This is a genomic window from Streptomyces sp. MI02-7b, from assembly GCF_033793585.1.
In the GTDB taxonomy this organism is placed as follows: domain Bacteria; phylum Actinomycetota; class Actinomycetes; order Streptomycetales; family Streptomycetaceae; genus Actinacidiphila.
In genome coordinates this window covers 76,409-96,933 of sequence record NZ_JARAWX010000026.1, presented here as the reverse complement: position 1 = coordinate 96,933, position 20,525 = coordinate 76,409, and the positions used below count along the sequence as shown (strand labels likewise).

17 protein-coding genes are annotated in these 20,525 nt (G+C 73.5%); 8 read left to right on the top strand and 9 right to left on the bottom strand.

The genetic code is table 11. The features are described from left to right. Window positions 1-52 precede the first annotated feature (52 nt). The 5 genes from PV364_RS33000 (at window position 53) to dhaM (ending at window position 7,535) form a co-directional block, all read left to right on the top strand. Window positions 53-2,170: an NHLP family bacteriocin export ABC transporter peptidase/permease/ATPase subunit gene (locus tag PV364_RS33000; RefSeq protein ID WP_401977572.1), complete on the top strand. Its 2,118-nt coding sequence runs from the start codon at window positions 53-55 to the stop codon at window positions 2,168-2,170. A 1-nt stretch (window position 2,171) separates the two neighbouring features. Next, entirely contained in the window at window positions 2,172-4,994 is a 2,823-nt protein-coding gene (locus tag PV364_RS32995; protein ID WP_319664239.1) for an NHLP bacteriocin export ABC transporter permease/ATPase subunit, read from the top strand. A gap of 463 nt (window positions 4,995-5,457) precedes the next feature. After that, window positions 5,458-6,450, top strand: coding sequence for a dihydroxyacetone kinase subunit DhaK (gene dhaK / locus PV364_RS32990; protein WP_319664238.1), 993 nt, complete (start codon window positions 5,458-5,460; stop codon window positions 6,448-6,450). 21 nt (window positions 6,451-6,471) lie between these two features. Further along, window positions 6,472-7,140: a dihydroxyacetone kinase subunit DhaL gene (gene dhaL, locus PV364_RS32985; protein ID WP_319664236.1), complete on the top strand. Its 669-nt coding sequence runs from the start codon at window positions 6,472-6,474 to the stop codon at window positions 7,138-7,140. Next, entirely contained in the window at window positions 7,137-7,535 is a 399-nt protein-coding gene (gene dhaM / locus PV364_RS32980) for a dihydroxyacetone kinase phosphoryl donor subunit DhaM (RefSeq protein ID WP_319664234.1), read from the top strand. The genes dhaL and dhaM overlap by 4 nt, the downstream gene beginning before the upstream one ends. A 105-nt stretch (window positions 7,536-7,640) precedes the next feature. On the opposite strand, the gene PV364_RS32975 is transcribed toward dhaM, so the two are convergent. Both PV364_RS32975 and rpmG read right to left on the bottom strand, forming a co-directional pair. Beyond that, window positions 7,641-7,898 carry a type B 50S ribosomal protein L31 gene (locus PV364_RS32975; protein ID WP_319664232.1) on the bottom strand — a complete coding sequence of 86 codons (258 nt, stop codon included), beginning with the start codon at window positions 7,896-7,898 and terminating at the stop codon, window positions 7,641-7,643. A 69-nt stretch (window positions 7,899-7,967) separates the two neighbouring features. Continuing rightward, window positions 7,968-8,132, bottom strand: coding sequence for a 50S ribosomal protein L33 (gene rpmG / locus PV364_RS32970; RefSeq protein ID WP_319664230.1), 165 nt, complete (start codon window positions 8,130-8,132; stop codon window positions 7,968-7,970). Window positions 8,133-8,294: 162 nt separating this feature from the next. Here rpmG and PV364_RS32965 point away from each other — a divergent pair, with 162 nt between their 5' ends. Then, window positions 8,295-9,383, top strand: a complete 1,089-nt coding sequence (locus PV364_RS32965) for a PP2C family protein-serine/threonine phosphatase (protein ID WP_319664228.1) — start codon at window positions 8,295-8,297, stop codon at window positions 9,381-9,383. Window positions 9,384-9,417: 34 nt separating this feature from the next. Here PV364_RS32965 and PV364_RS32960 read toward each other — a convergent pair whose 3' ends face one another. The 3 genes from PV364_RS32960 to PV364_RS32950 all read right to left on the bottom strand — a co-directional run bounded on the left by PV364_RS32960 (window position 9,418) and on the right by PV364_RS32950 (window position 12,491). Further along, window positions 9,418-9,960, bottom strand: a complete 543-nt coding sequence (locus PV364_RS32960; protein WP_319664227.1) for a PadR family transcriptional regulator — start codon at window positions 9,958-9,960, stop codon at window positions 9,418-9,420. A 25-nt stretch (window positions 9,961-9,985) separates the two neighbouring features. Then, window positions 9,986-12,013 carry an NADPH-dependent 2,4-dienoyl-CoA reductase gene (locus tag PV364_RS32955; protein ID WP_319664226.1) on the bottom strand — a complete coding sequence of 676 codons (2,028 nt, stop codon included), beginning with the start codon at window positions 12,011-12,013 and terminating at the stop codon, window positions 9,986-9,988. Between the two features lie 82 nt (window positions 12,014-12,095). Further along, window positions 12,096-12,491 carry a maleylpyruvate isomerase N-terminal domain-containing protein gene (locus tag PV364_RS32950; RefSeq protein WP_319664224.1) on the bottom strand — a complete coding sequence of 132 codons (396 nt, stop codon included), beginning with the start codon at window positions 12,489-12,491 and terminating at the stop codon, window positions 12,096-12,098. A 74-nt stretch (window positions 12,492-12,565) separates the two neighbouring features. Between PV364_RS32950 and PV364_RS32945 the strand changes: the two genes are divergently transcribed. Then, window positions 12,566-13,375, top strand: a complete 810-nt coding sequence (locus PV364_RS32945) for a helix-turn-helix domain-containing protein (RefSeq protein ID WP_319664222.1) — start codon at window positions 12,566-12,568, stop codon at window positions 13,373-13,375. Window positions 13,376-14,158: 783 nt separating this feature from the next. Next, a complete protein-coding gene (locus tag PV364_RS32940; protein ID WP_319664221.1) occupies window positions 14,159-14,449 on the top strand; it encodes a hypothetical protein in 291 nt (96 codons plus the stop codon). 15 nt (window positions 14,450-14,464) lie between these two features. Here the strand turns inward: PV364_RS32940 and meaB are convergent, their stop codons facing one another. The 4 genes from meaB to PV364_RS32920 all read right to left on the bottom strand — a co-directional run bounded on the left by meaB (window position 14,465) and on the right by PV364_RS32920 (window position 20,425). Further along, the gene (gene meaB, locus PV364_RS32935; RefSeq protein WP_319664220.1) at window positions 14,465-15,448 is read right to left on the bottom strand and encodes a methylmalonyl Co-A mutase-associated GTPase MeaB; all 984 of its coding nucleotides are present in this window, start codon (window positions 15,446-15,448) and stop codon (window positions 14,465-14,467) included. Between the two features lie 4 nt (window positions 15,449-15,452). Then, a complete protein-coding gene (gene scpA / locus PV364_RS32930; protein WP_319664219.1) occupies window positions 15,453-17,636 on the bottom strand; it encodes a methylmalonyl-CoA mutase in 2,184 nt (727 codons plus the stop codon). After that, the gene (locus PV364_RS32925) at window positions 17,636-19,531 is read right to left on the bottom strand and encodes a methylmalonyl-CoA mutase family protein (RefSeq protein ID WP_319664218.1); all 1,896 of its coding nucleotides are present in this window, start codon (window positions 19,529-19,531) and stop codon (window positions 17,636-17,638) included. The genes scpA and PV364_RS32925 overlap by 1 nt, the downstream gene beginning before the upstream one ends. Window positions 19,532-19,627: 96 nt before the next feature. Next, a complete protein-coding gene (locus PV364_RS32920; RefSeq protein ID WP_319664217.1) occupies window positions 19,628-20,425 on the bottom strand; it encodes a potassium channel family protein in 798 nt (265 codons plus the stop codon). Window positions 20,426-20,525 lie beyond the last annotated feature (100 nt).

Here is a 20,525-nt window from a genome sequence, read left to right as displayed (position 1 = left end):
ACCGCGCAAGCCGCGCCGGTACCCGTCCGTGCGTACCCCCACCGTGCTCCAGATGGAGGCGGTGGAGTGCGGCGCCGCCTCTCTCGCCATGGTGCTCGGCCACTACGGGCGGCACGTTCCGCTGGAGGAGCTGCGGATCGCCTGCGGCGTCTCCCGCGACGGCTCCCGGGCCAGCAACCTGCTCAAGGCCGCCCGCGGGTACGGTCTGCGCGCCAAGGGCATGCAGATGGAGACCGCGGCGCTGAGCGGGGTGCGGGCACCGGCCGTCCTGTTCTGGGAGTTCAACCACTACGTCGTCTACGACGGCATGGGCCGCAGGCTCGGCCGCCGCGGCGTGCACGTCAACGACCCCGACAAGGGCCGCCGTTTCGTGCCCCTGGAGGACTTCGACACCAGCTTCACCGGCGTCGTGCTCACCTTCGAGCCGGGCCTGGACTTCCAGCGCGGCGGGCGCAGGCCCGGCGTGCTGGCCGCGCTGCCCGCCCGGCTGCGCGGCACCGGCGGCACCCTGCTGACGGCGCTGCTGGCCAGCCTGCTGCTGGTCGGCGTGGGTGCCGCGCTGCCCGCGCTCAGCCGCACCTACATCGATCTGTTCCTGATCGGCCAGCAGACCTCGCTGCTCGGCGTGCTGTTCGCGGCGATGGGCACCATGGTGGCCCTCACCGCGGCGCTCACCGCGGTGCAGCAGTCCAATCTGCTGCGCGGCCGCATCATCTCCTCCACGCTGGGCAGTGCCCGCTTCCTGCGCCACCTGCTCCGGCTGCCGGTCGCCTTCTTCACCCAGCGCAGCCCCGCCGACCTGGTGCAGCGCCTGCAGTCCAACGACGCCGTCGCCGAGACCCTCGCCCGCGACCTGGCCTCCGCCGCGGTGGACGGGATCGTGGTGGTCCTCTACGCCCTGCTGCTGTGGAGCTACGACCCCCAACTGACCGTCCTGGGCGTCGGGATCGCGCTGCTCAACGTCGTGGCCATGCGCGTCGTGGTGCGGCTGCGGGCCACGCGGACGCAGAAGCTGCGCGCCGACAACGCCCGGCTGACCAACACCGCCTACACCGGCCTTCAGTTGATCGAGACCATGAAGGCAACCGGCGGCGAGAACGGCTACTTCCGCCGCTGGGCGGGCCAGCACGCGGTCACGCTGGAGGAGCAGCAGCGGCTCGGCGTGCCGAGCGCCTGGCTGTCGGTGGTCGCCCCCACGCTCGCGACGCTCAACAGCGCGCTGATCTTGTGGATCGGCGGCCTGCGGGCGGTGGAGGGCCACATCTCCATCGGCCTGCTCGTGGCCTTCCAGGCGCTGGTCACCCGTTTCACCGCTCCCGTGACCCGGCTCAACGGCGTCGCGGGACGCATCCAGGACTTCTCCGCGGACGTCGCGCGGCTCAAGGACGTGGAGAACTTCCCCGTGGACGCGCTCTACTCACGGCCGGAGGCCGAGGCGGGCACCCGCCGACTCAAAGGCCATGTGACGCTGGAGGCCATCACCTTCGGCTACAGCCCGCTCGACAAGCCGCTGCTGACCGGGTTCTCGCTCTCGGTCGCCCCCGGGCAGCAGGTGGCGCTGGTCGGCGGCTCCGGCAGCGGCAAGTCGACGGTCTCCCGCCTCATCTCGGGTCTGTACAGCCCCTGGGAGGGCGTGATCCGTATCGACGGGCAGCGCCTGGAGGACATCCCCCGCAGCGTGCTCGCCGCGTCCGTCTCCTTCGTCGACCAGGACGTCTTCCTCTTCGAGGGCACGGTGCGCGACAACGTGGCGCTGTGGGACCCGTCCATCCCGGACGAGGACGTGGTGACCGCACTGCGCGACGCCGCCCTGTACGACGTGATCGCCCGCCGTCCCGGCGGCATCCACAGCCGCGTCGAGCAGGACGGCCGCAACTTCTCCGGCGGGCAGCGGCAACGGCTGGAGATCGCGCGGGCGCTGGTGCGCCGCCCCAGCATCCTGGTGCTGGACGAGGTGACCAGCGCACTGGACGCGACGACCGAGCAGCTCATCATCGACAATCTGCGTCGGCGCGGCTGTGCGTGCGTGGTGATCGCGCACCGGCTCAGCACCGTGCGGGACAGCGACGAGATCGTGGTGCTCGACCACGGCTCCGTGGTCGAGCGCGGCCGGCACGAGGACCTCGTCGCCGCGGGCGGCGCCTACGCGCACCTGGTCAAGGAGCACTGAAGTGATCCCCGTACAGCCCGCGGAGGCCACCGGCGACCCGGTGATCGCGGCCCTCGGCGGCCTCGGCGCGCCGGTGGACTGCACGGGACTGCGCAGCCTGTCCCTGGAGGGGCCGCACGTCCTGTGGCTGGTGGTGGCCGGCTCCTTCGACCTGTTCGCCGTGGACGCCGCCCAGCAGGGCCACTGGCACTTCCTCGGCCGGCTGGAGGCGGGCACCCTGCTGCTGGGCCCCGTCGAGGGCCCGCAGCACACGCTCGTCGGCCGTCCGCTGCAGTCCTGCGTCCTGCACCGCATCCCGCTGCGCGAACTGCACCGTCCCGGGTACGCCGGGGACTGGACCTACGACACCCAGGAGCAGACCCTCAGCCTGCTGGAGCACGCGTTCGCCCTCGGTGTGGGCCGCAGTCAGCGCGTGCTGTACGAGGCACCGCTGGACGGCCGCACCACCGCGGACGAGGCCGTGGCCGACGACGACATCCTGTGGCTGCCCGTCGCACCCGGCGGCGTGCAGTACGGCGCCGCCTACAGCTCCGAGGCGGCGGGCGACCTCCTGCTCGACGGCGCGATGTGGCAGGGCATGGTCAACCAGCAGTACCGGCTGCTGTCCACCCTGGACCGCTGGATCGAGCGGCTGGAGCAGGCCCACGAGGACCGCACCGCCGCCGGCATCCGCGCCGGGGAGGCCGTCCGCCGGCAGGCCGACCAGGCGCTCCTGGCGTCCATCGCCCGCTCCCGCAAGGCGCCGTCGCGCACGCCCGCGGCCTCGGACGACGCGACCTACGCCGTCTGCCGGGTGGTCGCCCGCGCCGCCGGGATCACGCTCGCCTCCCCGTCGGCGAGCGGCGCGGTCAGCGACCGCGTCGACCCGGTCGAACGGGTCGCGGTCGGGTCCCGGGTCCGCACCCGCCCCGTACGTCTCGACGGCCGCTGGTGGCGGGAGGACTCCGGCCCCCTGGTCGGCCACCGGGCCGCCTCGGGGATGCCGGTCGCGCTGCTGTGGCGGCGGGGCGGCTACGACGCGGTCAACCCCGCGAGCGGCAGCCGGATCCGCGTCACGGCCGACAACGCCGGGGAGTTCGCCCCGCGGGCGGTGATGTTCTACCGGCCACTGCCGGAACAGCCGCTGCGCCCCTGGCCATTGCTCCGCTTCGGCATGCGCGGCACCGGCTCCGACCTGCGCGCGCTCATCATCAGCGGGCTGGTCACCGTGCTGCTCGGCGCGCTGGTGCCGATCGCCACCGGCCAGGTGCTCGGCCGTTACGTGCCCGGCGCGGAGACCGGGCTGATCGTGCAGGTCTCGTGCGCGATCATCGTCAGCAGCGTGGTCTCGGCGGCCTTCATGCTGCTGCAGAACCTCACGCTGCTGCGCGTCGAGGGCCGCATCGAGGCCACCTTGCAGCCCGCCGTCTGGGACCGGCTGCTGCGGTTGCCGACCTCCTTCTTCGCCGAGCGGTCGACCGGCGAGTTGGCGAGCGCCGCGATGGGCGTCAGCGCCATCCGCCGCGTGCTCGCCGGCGTCGGCCCGGTCGCCGTGCAGTCCGGCACGGTCGGCGCGATGAACCTCGTCCTGCTGCTCGTCTACAGCGTCCCGCTGGCCCTGGTGGCGATCGCGATGCTGATCGTGATCGCCGCCGTCTTCCTCGGCCTCGGGCTGTGGCAACTGCGCTGGCAGCGGCAGCTGGTCGAACTCGGCAACAAGCTGAACAACCAGGCGTTCCAGACCCTGCGCGGGCTGCCCAAGCTGCGCGTCGCGGCCGCCGAGAGCTTCGCGTACGCGGCATGGGCACGGGAGTTCGCGCGCAGCCGGGACCTCCAGCAGCGCACCGGGCGGATCAAGAACCTCACGGGCGTGCTCAACGCGGTCTATCTGCCGCTGTGCTCGCTGCTGCTGTTCGTGCTGCTGGCGGGACCGGCCCGCGGCTCGCTGTCCGCGAGCGGTTTCCTCACCTTCAGCACCGCCGTGACGATGCTGCTCACCGCGGTCACCCAGCTCACCGGCGCACTGGTCTCGGCGGCCGCCGCGCTGCCGATGTACGAGCACATCAAGCCGGTGCTCGACCAGGCCCCCGAGGTGCGCGGCGCCAGCACCCAGCCCGGGGAGCTGTCCGGGTCGATCGAGGCCCGCAAGCTCTCATTCCGCTACTCGGAGGACGGCCCGCTGGTCCTGGACGACGTGTCCCTGGAGGTCGGACCCGGCGAGTTCGTGGCCGTCGTCGGGCCCAGCGGCTGCGGCAAGTCCACGCTGCTGCGCCTGCTCATCGGCTTCGACCGGCCCGCCGCGGGCAGCGTGCTGTACGACGGGCAGGACCTCGCGGCCCTCGACCAGGCCGCGGTCCGCCGGCAGTGCGGCGTCGTCCTGCAGAACGCCCAGCCGCTGACCGGCTCCATCCTGGACTGCATCTGCGGGACCGAGAGCTTCACGCAGGAGGAGGCCTGGGAGGCGGCCGCGATGGCGGGCCTCGCGGAGGACATCAAGCGGATGCCGATGGGACTGCACACCATGATCTCCGGCGGCGCCACGGTCTCCGGCGGCCAGCGGCAGCGCCTCATGATCGCCCAGGCACTCGTCCGCCGTCCGCGGATCCTCTTCTTCGACGAGGCCACCAGCGCGCTCGACAACGAGACCCAGCGCGTCGTCATGGAGAGCACCCGCGCGCTGCGCGCCAGCCGCGTCGTCATCGCGCACCGTCTGACCACGGTCATGGACGCCGACCGGGTCGTCGTCATGTCCGACGGCCGCGTCGTCGAACAGGGCCGTCCCGCCGACCTCCTGGCCAACCCCGAGGGCCGGCTCCACGAACTCGTCCGCCGTCAGCTGGCGTGATCACGACGGTTGCCGACGGCCGGCCGTGATCCGCCCGCACACCGGCCGCGGTCGTCGCCCGGCGATGCCGGCGGCGCGCGGGGCGGTGGCCCCCGCGTGATCGCCCCGGCCCGTCCGGCCCGGGGCGGAGCACCACCCCTGACCGGGAGGGTGGTTGCCTCATGCGCCCCAGGCGCACCGCCCGCCCGCCGGTGGGCCGCCTGCTCGTCGAGCGCGTGCCGTCCGCCGTGTGCCGGGCCACCCGGCCGTCCCGGCGGCGGTGCGCCCCGGCATGGGCCCGGCCCGTCTCGCGCCTCGCGCCCTCCGTACCGGTGACGACCGGCACGGAGGGTACCCGGCCGATGGGCAGGGGGTGACCTGCGTCGAGGAAGTCCGAAGGGGCCGCAACGGGCGCGGCGATACGCCTGCTCATGGTGCGGCAAGTTCGTACGCTTGTCAGAGCAACCTCAGACGGAGGGTCCCCATGAAGATGCTGATCAACGTCCCCGAGACCGTGGTGGCCGATGCGCTGCGGGGAGTGGCCGCCGCGCATCCGGAGTTGACGGTCGACATCGACAACCGGGTGGTGATCCGCAAGGACGCGCCGGTCGCCGGCAAGGTCGGCCTGGTGTCGGGCGGCGGTGCGGGGCACGAACCGCTGCACGTGGGCTTCGTGGGGCACGGGATGCTGGACGGGGCCTGTCCCGGGGAGGTCTTCACCTCGCCGGTGCCCGATCAGATGGTGCGGGCGGCGGCGGCCGTCGACAGCGGCGCGGGCGTACTGTTCATCGTGAAGAACTACACGGGCGACGTGCTGAACTTCGACATGGCCGCGGAGCTGGCCGAGGACGAGGGCATCCAGGTCGCCAAGGTTCTGGTCAACGATGACGTGGCGGTGACCGACAGCCTCTACACAGCCGGCCGCCGCGGTACCGGCGGCACGCTGTTCGTGGAGAAGATCGCCGGAGCGCTGGCCCAGGAGGGCGCGCCGCTGGAGCGCGTGGAGGCGGTCGCACGGCAGGTGAACGAGGTGACGCGGAGCTTCGGCGTGGCGCTGACCGCGGTCAGCACGCCCGCCAAGGGCAGCCCGACGTTCGATCTGCCCGCCGGGGAACTGGAACTCGGCATCGGCATCCACGGGGAACCCGGCCGGGAGCGGCGGGCGATGATGACCTCCGGGGAGATCGCGGATTTCGCGGTCGACGCGATCCTGGACGACCTGCGCCCGAGTGGGCCGGTCCTGCTGCTGGTCAACGGCATGGGCGGGACACCGCTGCTGGAGCTGTACGGATTCAACGCCGAGGTGCACCGGGTGCTGGCGGCCCGTGGCGTCGCGGTGGCCCGCACGCTGGTCGGCAACTACGTCACGTCGCTGGACGCGGCGGGCGCCTCGGTGACGCTGTGCCAGGTGGACGACGAGCTGCTGCGCCTGTGGGACGCGCCGGTGAGCACACCGGCTCTGCGCTGGGGCGCCTGAGAAGCAGGAGGAGCACGACAGATGAGCGAAGGACCGTCCACCGGACCGGCGGCGATAGACGCGGGCTTCATACGCCGCTGGCTCGCCGCGGCGGCCTCGGTGATCGAGCGGGAGGCCGACCGGCTGACCGAGCTCGACTCCCCCATCGGTGACGCCGACCACGGCGCCAACATGCGGCGCGGCTTCATCGCGGCCCGCACGGCCGTCGAGAAGGAGCCGCCGGACACCCCCGGCGACGTCCTGGTACTGGTCGGCCGGCAGTTGATCAGCACGGTCGGCGGCGCCTCGGGACCGCTGTACGGGACCCTGCTGCGCAAGGCCGGCAAGGCGCTCGGGGACGCGGAGCGCGTCACGCCCGAGCAGTTCGCCCAGGCGCTGGGGGCCGGGGTCGACGCGGTCGCGACACTGGGCGGGGCCGCGCCGGGCGACAAGACGATGGTGGACGCGCTGGCCCCGGCCGTCGAGGCGCTGTCCTTCGCGCTCGACAAGGGCGCGGGGCTGGCGGAGGCGCTGTCGGCGGCCGCCATCGCCGCCGAGGAGGGCGCGATCGCCACCACGCCCCTGGTGGCGCACAAGGGACGGGCGAGTTACCTCGGCGAGCGCAGCGCGGGTCACCAGGACCCGGGGGCGACCTCCTCGGCGCTGCTCGTCGGCGTCCTGGCGATGACGGCGCGGGGGGACGCGGGATGACCGTGGGTGTGGTGCTGGTGTCGCACAGCGCGAGGGTCGCCGAGTCGGTCGCGCACATGGCCGCCGGTCTGAACGGCGGCGGAGCCAAGGTGCCGGTGGCCGCCGCGGGCGGCACCCCCGACGGAGGGCTCGGCACCGACGCGGAGAAGATCACCGCGGCGGCGCACTCCGTCGACCGCGGCGAGGGCGTGGCCGTCATCGCCGACCTGGGGAGCGCCGTCCTGACGGTCAAGGCCCTGCTGGCCGACGGGGACGAGCTGCCACCGCGTACCCGCCTGGTCGACGCGCCCTTCGTGGAGGGCGCGGTGGCCGCGGTGGTCACGGCCTCGGCGGGTGCGGATCTGGACGCCGTGGTGGCGGCGGCCCAGGAGGCGTACACCTTCCGCAAGAGCTGATCCCGCGGTCCGCGCGGGGTGCCCCGGAGACGGCACCGGCCGCCGCGGTGATCCGCGACGGCCGGCCGTGCTGCTCGCTGCTCCCGTACTTCCCGTGCTCCGGCGTCAGCCGCGCGCGGCGGCGCGTCCGTAGCGGCGCTCGAAGCGCTCGACGCGGCCGGCGGTGTCCATGACGCGGGCGTTGCCGGTGTAGAACGGGTGGCTCGCCGAGGAGATCTCCACGTCGAACACGGGGTAGGTGTTGCCGTCCTCCCAGACGACGGTCTTGTCGCCGGTCAGCGTGGACCGGGTGAGGAAGGCGCGGTCCGCGCTGCGGTCGCGGAAGACGACCGGGCGGTAGGCGGGGTGGATCGCGTGCTGCATGACGCTCCTCCAGTCGGTGCGGTGGGACGGACGGCTACGGTCGCGGTGCCGGGCGGTCGGGCGCCGGGGTCAGCGCTCCTCGCGGAACGGCACGTGGCGGCCGACGGCCGGGTCGTACTTGCTGAGGACCATGCGGTCCGGGTCGTTGCGCCGGTTCTTCCGGGTCACGTACGTCGTGCCGGTGCCGGCGGTCGACCGGAGCCTGATCACCGGGCGCTGCTCGCTGCGGGCCATGAGCGGGTCCTTTCTGCCATCGCAATGGTTTTCATTTCCATCGGATGTACCCCTCAACGCGGGGCACCCCGCGCTCATTCCCGCGCTCCCCGCCCGATGCGGCGACCATGGAGGGAGGCGCCGCGGGCACCCGCCGCGGCGGTGACAGGAGGGCTGGCGACCATGGCCCGCGACCCCGCCCCACAGCACCCGCGGCCCCTCCCGCTGCCCCGGTGGGCCTGGTGGTTCCTCGCCGCCTCGTACGCACTGATCGCGGCGTGCGTCGCCGTCGACGTCGTGAGCGGGCCGGAGACGACGCTGGCGCCGGTCCTGGCGGCGCTTCCGGTGCTCGCCGGGGTCAGGGCCCGCCGGGCCCGCGTGCCGCTGCTGGCGGGCGTCGTGGCGATCGGCCTGGTCTTCTTCCTGGCGGCGGCGAACAGCGGGGTCCCCTCCCTGGTGCACGTCACCTCCGCGGTCTCCGTGCTGGCCGTGACCTTCACCATCACCGGCGCCGTCGTCCTCGTCACGGCCAGGGAGCGGGAACTGGCCCAGGTCCGCGGGGTCGCCGAGGCCGCACAAGGGGCGCTGCTGCGCCCGCCACCGCCCCGCGTGGGCGGGCTGGAGGTGGCCGTGCGCTACGTGGCCGCGGAAGCGGAGGCGCGGATCGGCGGGGATCTGTACGAGGTCGTGGAGACCGACTTCGGCGTGCGCGTGCTGCTGGGCGACGTCCGCGGCAAGGGCCTGAAAGCCGTCCAGACCGCCGCCGACGTGCTGGGCGTCTTCCGGGACGCCGCCCGTTCCGAACCCGGCCTCGACGCGGTGGCCGCCCGGCTGGACGGCGCGCTGGTCCGCCGCGGCGCGGGCGAGGAGTTCGTCACCGCCGTGCTGCTGACCGTGCCGCCCTCCGGCCACACCGCCGTCCTGGTCAACTGCGGCCACCCTCCGCCGCTGCTGCGCCACGACGCAACCGTGACAGAGGTGACGCCCGAGGTGTACGCGCCGCCGCTCGGGCTGCTGCCGCTCACCGGCGGCCACTACCGCCCCCAGTCGGTCCCCTACCGGCCGGATGACCTGCTGCTCCTGTACACCGACGGGGTCTCCGAGGCGCGCGACCGGCACGACCGCTTCTATCCGCCCGCCGAGCGGGTCGCGGACATGGCGGAAAAGGACCCCGACGCGCTGCTGGACCGCGTCCTGACCGACCTCCACGCCTGGACCGGCGGCGGGCTCGGCGACGACGCGGCACTGCTGGCCCTGCGCCGCGTGCGGTGACCGGGCCGGACGCGCTCCCGGCCCCCCTCGCGGCTCAGGCCGGGTCCATGGTCCCGACCTCGTCCAGCGCCTCGCGAAGCCACTGCGTCCAGAACGTCTCCAGCTCGATGCCCGCGCGCAGCACGAGATGCCGCAGCCGGTCCTCGTCCGCCACGCGGCCGGGCGGGAAGTCGCGCCGCTCGATGTCCGTGTACTCGGCCAACTGGGCCTCGTGCAGTGCCAGGTGCCTGCGCAGCTCCCCGGCGAGACCGCCGCCCCCCACCACCGCCGCGGCGCGCATGCGCAGCAACAGCGGGTCACGGATGGGCCGGGGGTCCTCGACGGTGCCCACCCAGCCGGCCAGCTCGTCCCGGCCCGCGGGCAGCACCTCGTACTCCTTCTTCTGCCCCCGGGCGGGGTGCGCCGCGGGCAGGGCGCGGATCAGGCCCGCCTCCTCCAGCCGACCGAGTTCGCGGTAGATCTGCTGGTGCGTGGCCGACCAGAAGAAGCGGATGGAGCGGTCGAAGCGGCGCGCCAGCTCCAGCCCCGAGGACGGCTTCTCCAGAAGGGCGGTGAGGATGGCGTGCGGGAGGGACATGTCCGCATCCTACGGACGGGGCGCGTCACAGGGCCGCGGCGACTTCGGTGCCCTGGCGGACGGCCCGCTTGGCGTCGAGCTCCGCGGCCACGTCGGCGCCCCCGATGAGGTGGACACCGTAACCGGCGTCGCGCAGCGCCTCGTAGAGGTCGCGGCGGGGCTCCTGCCCGGCGCACAGGACCACGGTGTCGACGGGGAGCGTGCGGCGCTCGCCGTCGACGGTGATGTGCAGCCCGGCGTCGTCGATCCGGTCGTAGGCGGCGCCCGCGACCATCGTGACGCCCCGGTGCCTGAGCTCGGTGCGGTGGATCCACCCGGTGGTCCTGCCCAGGCCCGCGCCGAGCTTGGTCGTCTTGCGCTGCAGCAGGTGCACCGTGCGGGGCGGCGCGGGCCGCTCGGGTGCCCGCAGGCCGCCCCGGTTCGCGTAGCCGGTGTCGACGCCCCAGTGCCGGAAGTACGTCTCGGGGTCACGGCTCGCGTCCTCGCCGCCGTCGGTGAGGAACTCGGCCACGTCGAAGCCGATCCCGCCCGCGCCGACGATCGCCACCCGCTCGCCCACCGGGGCGTCGTCGCGCAGCACGTCGAGGTAGCTCAGCACGCTGGGGTGGTCCACGCCGTCGATCTCCGGCATACGCGGTGCCACGCCGGTGGCGAGCACCACCTCGTCGAAGCCGGGGTCGTGCGCGGCCAGCGTGTCCGGGGTCACGACGGTGTTCAGGCGCAGTTCCACGCCCTCCTCGGCCAGCCGGGTGCGGAAGTAACGCAGTGTCTCGTCGAACTCCTCCTTGCCGGGGATCCTGCGGGCGATGTCGAGCTGCCCGCCGATCCGGTCGGCGGCGTCGAAGAGCGTGACGGCGTGGCCGCGTTCGGCCGCGGTGACCGCGCAGGCGAGTCCGGCGGGCCCGGCGCCGACGACGGCGACGCGCTTGCGCAACCGGATCGGCCGGAGGACGAGTTCGGTCTCGTGGCAGGCCCGCGGGTTGACCAGGCAGGTGGTCAGCCGGCCGCTGAAGGTGTGGTCGAGGCACGCCTGGTTGCAGCCGATGCAGGTGTTGATGGCCTCGGCGCGGCCCTGCTCCGCCTTGGCGACGAACTCGGGGTCGGCGAGCATCGGACGGGCCAGGGAGACCATGTCGGCGTACCCGTCGGCGAGCAACCGCTCGGCGACCTCGGGGGTGTTGATCCGGTTGCTGGTCACCAGCGGCACCGAGACCGCGCCCATGAGCCGCTTCGTCACCCAGGTGTACGCGCCGCGCGGCACGGAGGTGGCGATGGTGGGGATGCGTGCCTCGTGCCAGCCGATGCCAGTGTTGATGATCGTGGCACCGGCCGCCTCGACCGCCTTGGCGAGGGCCACGACCTCCTCCAGGGAGGAGCCACCGGGGACCAGGTCGAGCATCGAGAGCCGGTAGACGAGTACGAAGTCGGGGCCGAGCCGCTCGCGGGTGCGGCGGACGATCTCCAGCGGGAAGCGCGTGCGGTTCTCGAACGACCCGCCCCAGCGGTCCTCTCGGTGGTTGGTGCCGGGCGCGACGAACTCGTTGATCAGATAGCCCTCGGAGCCCATGATCTCGACCCCGTCGTAGCCGGCCCGGCGGGCGAGTTCCGCCGCCCGCACGAAGTCCTCGATCGTCTCCTCGACCTCGTCACCGGTGAGGGCGTGCGGGACATGGGGGCTGATCGGCGCCCGCAGCGCGCTCGGGGCGACCAGTTCGGGGTGGTAGGCGTACCGGCCGAAGTGCAGGATCTGCATCGCGATGCGTCCGCCCTCGCGGTGCACGGCCTGGGTGACCACGGCGTGCTGGTCGGCCTCGTCCTCGGTGGTCATACGGGCGCCGCCGGGATACGGGCGGCCGGGGTCGTTGGGGGCGATGCCACCGGTGACGATCAGGCCGACGCCGCCCCTGGCGCGTTCCGCGTAGAAGGCGGCCATGCGCGCGAAGCCGTCCTCGGCCTCCTCCAGGCCGACGTGCATCGAGCCCATCAGGACGCGGTTGGGGAGGGTGAGGAATCCGAGGTCGAGCGGGCGCAGCAGGTGCGGGTAGCGGCTCATCGGGGTCTCCTCGGACGGCGGCGCGACGGGATGCCGGTCATGCGGTCAGTCCTTTGTAGACCACCCGGAGAAGATTCTGCAACTAGTTGCATAAGATCCGGTGCCGCACGTTCCACGCACGGCGCTCACGACGCGCGCAGGGTGGCGGGTCCCGGATCAGCCGGTGCCGAGGCCGTCGATCAGGCGGTTCAGGAATCGCGTGAACGTCGCTTCGGCGGTGAGGGGGCGTCCCGGCGCGGCAAGGGCCTCGGCGAGCTCGGGGTGCCGTCCGTCGGCGGCGGCGGGAGAAGTCCGCCTCCTGCCTCCCCGCGATCGCCCGGAAGCCGACCACCACGTGGAAGAGGTGGTTCAGCAGGTCCCGCACGTCGTACTCCGCGCACGGCGTCGGCGCCGCCAATTGGTCGTCGGGCACTCCTGTCACCACGGGCAGCGCCCGGTCGCGGGCGGCTCCGAGCAGTTCACTGATCGTTTCCGCCATGCCGCGACGCTACGGCCGGAGGCGGGCGCACGGCTTGAAGAGATGCGACACCCGGCCGCCGTACCATCGGCCTCATGGCCGGTCAGGACACGCCGCGGCGCGACACCCGGGGCATCGTCGGCGCCCCGGAACTCTTCGCACGCGTGCGGTTCCGGCGGCGCGCCCCCGCGCCGGAGCTGCGACCGTACCTGGAGCACTACTGGCTGATCGACTGGGACCTGAGCGAGCCGTACGCCTCGCACGTCGTGCCGCACCCCTCGGTCAACGTCGTCTTCCAGCGCTTCGCCGGCGGGCCGGACCTCGGGGAGGTCGCCGGCATCGGACTGGAGTTGTTCACGCAGAAGCTGGAGGGCGCCGGGCGGGTGTGCGGGATCCAGTTCCGCCCGGGCGGCTTCCGGCCGTTCGCGCCCGCGGTGCCGGTGTCCCACTGGACCGGCCGCCGGGTCGGGCTGGACGAGGCGCTGCCCGGCCGCGCCACCGCGCCCGGCGCCGTGCTCGGGCCGGACGAGGAGGACGAGCGGGTCACGGCGCTGGACGCCTTCCTGCTCTCCCTGACCCCCGCGCCCGATCCCCAGGCCGACCTGGCGATGGCCCTCGCCGAGCGGATCCGGCACGACCGCGGAATCGTGCGCGTCGACGCCTTCGCCCGCGCCGAGGGACTGTCGGTGCGCTCGGTGCAACGCCTGTTCGCCTCGCACGTCGGCGTCAGTCCCAAGTGGGTCATCCTCCGCTACCGCATCCACGAGGCCCTGGAGCGCGCCGAGTCCGCGCCGGCAGTGGACTGGGCGGGGCTGGCGGCCGAGCTCGGCTACAGCGACCAGGCCCATCTGGTCCGGGACTTCACGGCGACCGTGGGGGTCCCCCCGACCGCGTACGCGGGCTGACACTCCCGCCGGGGTGTGCGACGGCACGGTGGTGCCATGCCACGGTCGGCGAGCGAGCGATGCGAGGGGGGAGCCCGCCCCGGGCGGACTCGTCCTGGTGCGGGAACTGCTGAACACCTCGCCCGCCGGCCGGCCCCGGCAGCCGGACCTGCCGGACACCGTCGACTCCGTGCGGCGCCGGCTCGATCGGTCATGGACGAGTGGACGGCGGCCTCTGGCCGCACCCCGGGCGCGGGCTTCCTCCTTGTGCGGGAACGGCCCCGGGACATCCCCCTTCGCCCTGGACACGCCCGCCCGGGAAGCGCCCGTCGGTCCGGTCGGCGCGGCAGATCTCCCGCTCGGTGCCCGCACGGCGGCGGCGCTCGCCGGGTGCCCGTCGCGGCGCGCGTGGCGGGCGCCTGGGCGGACCTGCGTGATCCCCGCGTGCGGGCGGTCGTCCAAGTGACGCCGGGGCAGGCGGTTTCGTCACCCCGCGGAGCCCGGCGACGGTGCGGGTGCCGGTGGAGATCCACCGCGACGGAGCGGACACACAGTGAATCCGTAAACGGTCGGCACCAGGCGGTGAGCGGCCACTCGGCCCGCCCGGGCGTCCGGCACGACGACCTCTTCGCGCCGGAACCCGCCGATCCGGCCGTCCCCGGCGGGCGGTTACCAACTCCTGACCTCCGAACACGCGTCGGGGACACCCTTGAGCGGGCACACCCTTCCGTAGGGCACGAATACGCCCGTTCCCGCAGACGTACGCATGTGTCGTCGCATCCTGCGACAAGGGAGACGATCCCCATGGCAGAGCCAGCGATCACCCCCCGACTGACCCCGATCCCCATCGACGGAACGACTCCGTGCGGGCGCCTGGAGACCGGTGCCACGCGGCCCTGCGGAGGCCCGGCCGAGTGGCACGTGCAATGGCTGCCCGGGCACGGGTCGTTCGCGTGCGGCCAGCACATGGCGGAGGCGCGGCGGCTGTTCGCGTACATCGACCGGCATCGCGTCGACCCGGACTGCAACATGCCGGGCGCGCTGTGGGCGACGGGGCGCTGCGCGGTGCCCCGGGGCCAGGCGAAGGCGGCCTGACCCCGGGGCCGCCCGTCAGCCGGAGAAGGCGTCGAGGATGCGCTCGGCCGCCGAAGTCGCCGTCAGCGTCCCCTCGCGGACCTGGCGTTCGACCTCCGGGGCCAGGCGGCGTACCCCGGGGTGGTCGCGCAGCCGGCCCAGCAGTTCGTCGCGGACCATGCTCCAGGCCCACTCCATCTGCTGGTCGCGGCGCTTGGCCTCCAGCCGCCCGTCGGAGTCCAGCAGCGCGCGGTGCCGCTCCAGGCGTTCCCAGACCACGTCGAGGCCGGTGTCCTCGCGGGCACTGCAGGTGAGCACCGGCGGGGTCCAGGCGGCGTCGGCGGACTGCATCAGCCGCAGGGCGCCGGACAGTTCGCGGGCCGCGGCGCGGGCGTCGCGCTCGTGCGGGCCGTCGGCCTTGTTGACGGCGATGACGTCGGCGAGCTCCAGAACGCCCTTCTTGATGCCCTGGAGCTGGTCGCCCGAACGGGCCAGCGTGAGCAGCAGGAAGGAGTCGACCATGCCCGAGACCGCGGTCTCGGACTGGCCGACGCCGACGGTCTCGACGAGCACGACGTCGTAGCCGGCCGCCTCCACCACGACCATCGACTCGCGGGTCGCCTTGGCGACGCCGCCGAGCGTCCCGGCCGACGGGGACGGCCGCACGAAGGCCGCGCGGTCCACCGACAGCCGTTCCATCCGTGTCTTGTCGCCGAGGATGGAACCGCCGGTCAGGGTGGAGGACGGATCGACGGCGAGCACCGCGACCCGGTGGCCGAGGCCGGTGAGCATCGTGCCGAAGGCGTCGACGAAGGTGGACTTGCCCACCCCGGGCACTCCGCTGACGCCGATCCTGCGGGCCTTGCCCGCGTGGGGCAGCAGCTCGGTCAGGAGGCGCTGGGCGAGCTCCCGGTGGTCGGGCCGCGTCGACTCCACCAAGGTGATGGCGCGCGCGATCCAGGCCCGGGAGCCGTCCAGCACGCCTTTGACGTAGGCATCGAGATCGATGATGGGCGGCATGGGCTCACAGTTCGTGGCCGAGCGCGGCGGCGAGCCGCGTGACCAGGTCGTGTGCGGAGTCGGGGATGACCGTGCCGGGCGGGAAGACGGCGGCCGCGCCGGCCTCCAGCAGTTCGGGCACGTCCTGCGGGGGGATGACACCGCCGACCACGATCATGATGTCCTCACGCCCCTCGGCCGCCAGTTCCTCACGCAGCGCGGGCACCAGGGTGAGGTGTCCGGCCGCGAGCGAGGAGACGCCGACGATGTGCACGTCGGCCTCCACCGCCTGGCGGGCCACCTCGGCCGGGGTCTGGAAGAGCGGGCCGACGTCCACGGTGAAACCCAGGTCGGCGAACGCGGTGGCGATCACCTTCTGGCCGCGGTCGTGGCCGTCCTGGCCCATCTTGGCGACCAGGATGCGCGGGCGGCGCCCCTCGGCCTCCTCGAAACGGCCGACCAGCGCCCGGGTGCGGTCCACGGACGGCGACTCCCCTGCCTCGTTGCGGTACACACCGGAGATCGTACGGATCTGCCCGGCGTGCCGGCCGTACACCTTCTCCAGGGCGTCGGAGATCTCACCGACGGTCGCCTTGGCGCGGGCGGCGTTCACCGCGAGTTCCAGCAGGTTGCCGCTGCCGCCCGCGGCGGCGGTCAGGGCGCTCAGCGCGTCCTGGCAGGCGGTCTCGTCGCGCTCCTCGCGCAGCCGGCGCAGCTTGGCGATCTGCTGGGTGCGCACGGAGGAGTTGTCGACCTTGAGGACCTCGATCTTCTCGTCGCTGTCCACACGGTACTTGTTGACGCCGATCACCGGCTGGCGGCCGGAGTCGATACGGGCCTGGGTGCGGGCCGCGGCCTCCTCGACGCGCATCTTGGGGATGCCCGCGTCGATGGCCTGGGCCATGCCGCCCGCGGCCTCGACCTCCTGGATGTGCTGCCAGGCGCGGCGCGCGAGGTCGTAGGTCAGCTTCTCCACGTACGCGGACCCGCCCCACGGGTCGATGACCCGGTTGGTGCCCGCCTCCTGCTGCAGCAGCAGCTGGGTGTTGCGGGCGATGCGCGCGGAGAAGTCGGTGGGCAGCGCCAGCGCCTCGTCGAGGGCGTTGGTGTGCAGCGACTGGGTGTGGCCCTGGGTGGCGGCCATGGCCTCCACGCAGGTGCGCGTGACGTTGTTGAAGACGTCCTGCGCGGTGAGCGACCAGCCCGAGGTCTGCGAATGGGTGCGCAGCGACAGCGACTTGACGCTCCTGGGCTCGAACTGCTTGACCAGCTTCGCCCACAGCAGGCGCGCCGCGCGCAGCTTGGCGACCTCCATGAAGAAGTTCATGCCGATCGCCCAGAAGAACGACAGCCGCGGCGCGAAGGCGTCCACGTCCAGGCCCGCGCCGAGACCGGCCCGCAGGTACTCCACGCCGTCGGCGAGGGTGTACGCCAGCTCCAGGTCGGCCGTGGCCCCGGCCTCCTGGATGTGGTAGCCGGAGATGGAGATCGAGTTGTAGCGCGGCATCTTCTGCGAGGTGTACGCGAAGATGTCGGAGATGATCCGCATCGAGGGCTTCGGCGGGTAGATGTAGGTGTTGCGGACCATGAACTCCTTGAGGATGTCGTTCTGGATGGTCCCGGCCAGCTTCTCCGGCGGTACGCCCTGCTCCTCCGCTGCGACGATGTAGAGCGCGAGCACCGGCAGCACGGCGCCGTTCATGGTCATCGACACGGTCATGCGGTCGAGCGGGATGCCGTCGAAGAGCTGCCGCATGTCGTAGATCGAGTCGATGGCGACGCCCGCCATGCCGACGTCGCCGGTGACGCGCGGGTGGTCGCTGTCGTAGCCGCGGTGGGTCGGCAGGTCGAAGGCGACCGACAGGCCCTTCTGGCCCGCGGCGAGGTTGCGCCGGTAGAAGGCGTTGGACTCCTCGGCGGTGGAGAAGCCCGCGTACTGGCGGATCGTCCAGGGCTGGTTGACGTACATCGTCGGGTAGGGGCCGCGCAGGTAGGGCGCGATGCCCGGGTAGGTGCCCAGGAAGTCCAGGCCCTCGAGGTCGCGGCCGGTGTACAGCGGCTTGACGCCGATGCCCTCGGGCGTCTCCCACAGCAGGTCCTCGACGGCACGGCCGGTGGTCTCCTTGACCGCCGCGCGCCACTGGTCCTCGGTGGCACCGCTGCCGGTGCCCGGTCCGAGCTCGATCTCGGAGAAGTCCGGGATCCGCATCACGCCACTCCCATCCGGTCGAGAACCGAGGTCAGGACGGCGACCGCGTCACCGCCCGCGAAGACGAACGCGTCCACGCCGGCCTCCGTGTACGCCTGCTCCCGCGCGCCCGGTCGCCCGGCCAGGAACACCGGGCCCGCGCCGGCGGCCTTGAGGGCGGCGGCCACCTCGGCGGCCTGCTCCTCGTACAGCGTGTCGCTGGAGCACAGGCACGCCACCTGGGCGCCGCTGCGGGCGAACGCCCCGGCCGCGGAGCCGGCGTCCACGGACACCGGGTCGTGCACGGGCTCGATGCCGCCGGCCTGGAAGAGGTTGGCGGCGAAGGTGACCCGCCCGGTGTGCGCGGCGGCGGGGCCGAGGGCGGCGAGGAACACCCTGGGGCGGGTGCCGGTGGCGGCCAGATGCGCGTCCGAGCGGGCGCGCAGCGCCTCGTACGCCTCGTCGCGGCGGACCGCGGGCAGTCCGCCTGAGGGGACGGCCGGGGCCGGGTCGCGCGCGACGGGCGTCTCGGAGAGCAGCGGGAACTCGCTGACGCCCGTGATGGGCTCGCGGCGCTCGGCCAGCGCCTTGGCCCGCACCCGCCAGGTCGCGGCAAGCCGCTCGCCGACCAGGCCGGAGGCCAGCGCGGCGGCCTGGCCGCCGGCCCGCTCCAGCTCCTGGAACCAGGACCAGGCGGCGTCGGCGAGTTCCGCGGTGAGCCGCTCCACGTACCAGGAGCCGCCGGCCGGGTCGACGACCCGGGCCAGGTGGGACTCCTCCATCAGGATGGTCGAGGTGTTGCGGGCGATGCGCCGCGCGAAGGCGTCGGGCAGGCCGAGCGCGTGGTCGAACGGCAGCACCGTGACCGAGTCCGCGCCGCCGACACCGGCGGCGAGCGTCGCGACGGTGGTGCGGAGCATGTTCACCCACGGGTCGCGCCGGCTCATCATCACCGACGAGGTGACGACGTGCTGGCGCTGCGCCCCGGCGGCCGCGGTCGCGCCGCACACCTCGGCGACACGGGACCACAACCGGCGGGCGGCGCGCAGCTTGGCGATGGTCAGGAACTGGTCGGCGGTGGCGGCGTAGCGGAACTCCAGCTGCCCGCAGGCCGCGTCGACCGGCAGCCCGGCCTCGGTGAGCGCGCGCAGGTAGGCCACGCCGGTGGCGAGGGAGGCGCCGAGTTCCTGGGCCGCCGAGCCGCCGGCCTCGTGGTACGGCAGGGCGTCCACGGTCAGCGCGCGCAGCCCCGGGTACTGCTCGTGGGCGCGCAGGGCGAGCCCCGTGGCGGTGGCGGTGTGCGCGTCGAGCGCTCCGGAGTCCCCGGTGCGGGCGAGGTGGCCCAGCGGGTCGGCGCCGAGGTTGCCGCGGGCGGACTCGCGGGCGGTGCCGCTCTCCTCGTACAGCGCGAAGAGCGCGTCCGCCGCCGTCCCGGTGTCCGGGCCTGCGTCGAGGACCACGGGCGCCAGGTCGAGGAAGACCCCCTGGAGCGCGGTGCCGAGCGCGGCGGCGGGCATGCCGGAGCCGCCGACGGCGAGCCAGAGGGAAGTGACGCCGTTCTCCAGGTCGGCGAGCACCGCCTCATTGGTGCGGGCCGCATCGGGCCGCGTGTGGCGCTGCCGTACGTCCCAGCCGGCGGCCACGGGGCCCGCGGGTGCGGCGCCCCGGGTGAAGGGCGCGAAGCCGGGAAGTCCGACCGCGTCGCCGAAGGCTCCCGGCGCGTCGGGCGCGGTGTACAGCGGGCGCGTGGTGAGCCCGTCTTCGAGGGTGGTGGACAGCGCGTCCTCCACCGCCTCTCCCGAGACGTCCTTGCCCGCCTTGCGCAGCACGCCCTCCACGAGGGACTGCCAGTGCGCACGGCTCGCATCCGGGAATTCGGCGGCCAGAGAAAGCCCGTCGTCAGGCAGGACCGTCATGCTCAAAGGTTAGTGGGCGTTAGCAGGTGAGCAGCAGGGGCAACGCCTGTGACCTAGCCCATTCCGGGCCGTCTTGATCGGTTCCACTCCGATGCCCTATCCGGGGGTCTGCCCGGAAGTCCCCCCTGGGGTCCTCTCCGGCGGGGCGACGGCCGTGCCGTCCCGCGCGCCGCCCGTGCCGGCGGCGCCGAGCCGGGCCACCTCGCGCCGCAGCTCCCTGACCTCCCGCAGCAGTTCCTCGGTGACCTCCTGGAGGCGGCGGCCCTCCTCCTCGTCCTCCTGGAAGCGGGCCAGGAACCAGGCCGCGATGTTGGCGGTGACCACACCGAGCAGGGCGATCCCGGACAGCATCAGGCCGACGGCGATGAGCCGGCCGACGCCGGTGGTGGGGGCGTGGTCGCCGTAGCCCACGGTCGTCATCGTGGTGAACGACCACCACAGCGCGTCGCCGATCGTGCGGATGTTCCCGTGCGGCGAGTGCCGCTCGGCCTCCAGGACCGCGACCGAGCCGAACGCGAGCAGCCCCAGCACCGCGCCCACCACATAGGTCGTCAGCCGGACCTGCGCCGCCAGCCGGACCCGCTGGCCCACCAGGAAGAGCGTGGACACCAGGCGCAGCAGGCGCAGCGGCTGCAGCAGCGGCAGCACGACCACCGCCAGGCTCAGCGGCTGGCGCTTGACGAACTCCCACCGGTGCTCGCTCAGCACCAGCCGGACCGCGTAGTCGCCCGCGAAGAGCGCCCAGACGCTGCGCTCCGTCCAGTGGGCGGTGGTGATGAGCGCCGGGTCGGCGTCCGGCAGCAGGATCGGCAACGCGTAGGCCGCGCCGAACACCGAGGCCAGGGCGATCAGCGGCGCCCTGGTCCGCTGCTCCCAGCGTTCGAGACGGTTCATGGGGGCAGTATCCCGTGCCCGCCCGGAGCGGTGGGCGTCCCGGCCGCCGGCGCGGTGTCCGGCCGCTGACCTGTGCTGACGCCGGGGACAGTGCGTCGCT

Bases quoted from the DNA above. Each gene is read 5' to 3' on its own strand.
- PV364_RS32975 (WP_319664232.1), bottom strand. From the start codon at position 7,898: ATGCAGCACGCGATCCACCCCGCCTACCGCCCGGTCGTCTTCCGCGAC.
- PV364_RS32940 (WP_319664221.1), top strand. From the start codon at position 14,159: ATGGCAGAGCCAGCGATCACCCCCCGACTGACCCCGATCCCCATCGAC.
- PV364_RS33000 (WP_401977572.1), top strand. From the start codon at position 53: ATGGAGGCGGTGGAGTGCGGCGCCGCCTCTCTCGCCATGGTGCTCGGC.
- dhaM (WP_319664234.1), top strand. From the start codon at position 7,137: ATGACCGTGGGTGTGGTGCTGGTGTCGCACAGCGCGAGGGTCGCCGAG.
- dhaK (WP_319664238.1), top strand. From the start codon at position 5,458: ATGAAGATGCTGATCAACGTCCCCGAGACCGTGGTGGCCGATGCGCTG.
- dhaL (WP_319664236.1), top strand. From the start codon at position 6,472: ATGAGCGAAGGACCGTCCACCGGACCGGCGGCGATAGACGCGGGCTTC.
- PV364_RS32955 (WP_319664226.1), bottom strand. From the start codon at position 12,013: ATGAGCCGCTACCCGCACCTGCTGCGCCCGCTCGACCTCGGATTCCTC.
- PV364_RS32925 (WP_319664218.1), bottom strand. From the start codon at position 19,531: ATGACGGTCCTGCCTGACGACGGGCTTTCTCTGGCCGCCGAATTCCCG.
- PV364_RS32950 (WP_319664224.1), bottom strand. From the start codon at position 12,491: ATGGCGGAAACGATCAGTGAACTGCTCGGAGCCGCCCGCGACCGGGCG.
- meaB (WP_319664220.1), bottom strand. From the start codon at position 15,448: ATGCCGCCCATCATCGATCTCGATGCCTACGTCAAAGGCGTGCTGGAC.
- scpA (WP_319664219.1), bottom strand. From the start codon at position 17,636: ATGCGGATCCCGGACTTCTCCGAGATCGAGCTCGGACCGGGCACCGGC.
- rpmG (WP_319664230.1), bottom strand. From the start codon at position 8,132: ATGGCCCGCAGCGAGCAGCGCCCGGTGATCAGGCTCCGGTCGACCGCC.
- PV364_RS32960 (WP_319664227.1), bottom strand. From the start codon at position 9,960: ATGTCCCTCCCGCACGCCATCCTCACCGCCCTTCTGGAGAAGCCGTCC.
- PV364_RS32965 (WP_319664228.1), top strand. From the start codon at position 8,295: ATGGCCCGCGACCCCGCCCCACAGCACCCGCGGCCCCTCCCGCTGCCC.
- PV364_RS32920 (WP_319664217.1), bottom strand. From the start codon at position 20,425: ATGAACCGTCTCGAACGCTGGGAGCAGCGGACCAGGGCGCCGCTGATC.
- PV364_RS32945 (WP_319664222.1), top strand. From the start codon at position 12,566: ATGGCCGGTCAGGACACGCCGCGGCGCGACACCCGGGGCATCGTCGGC.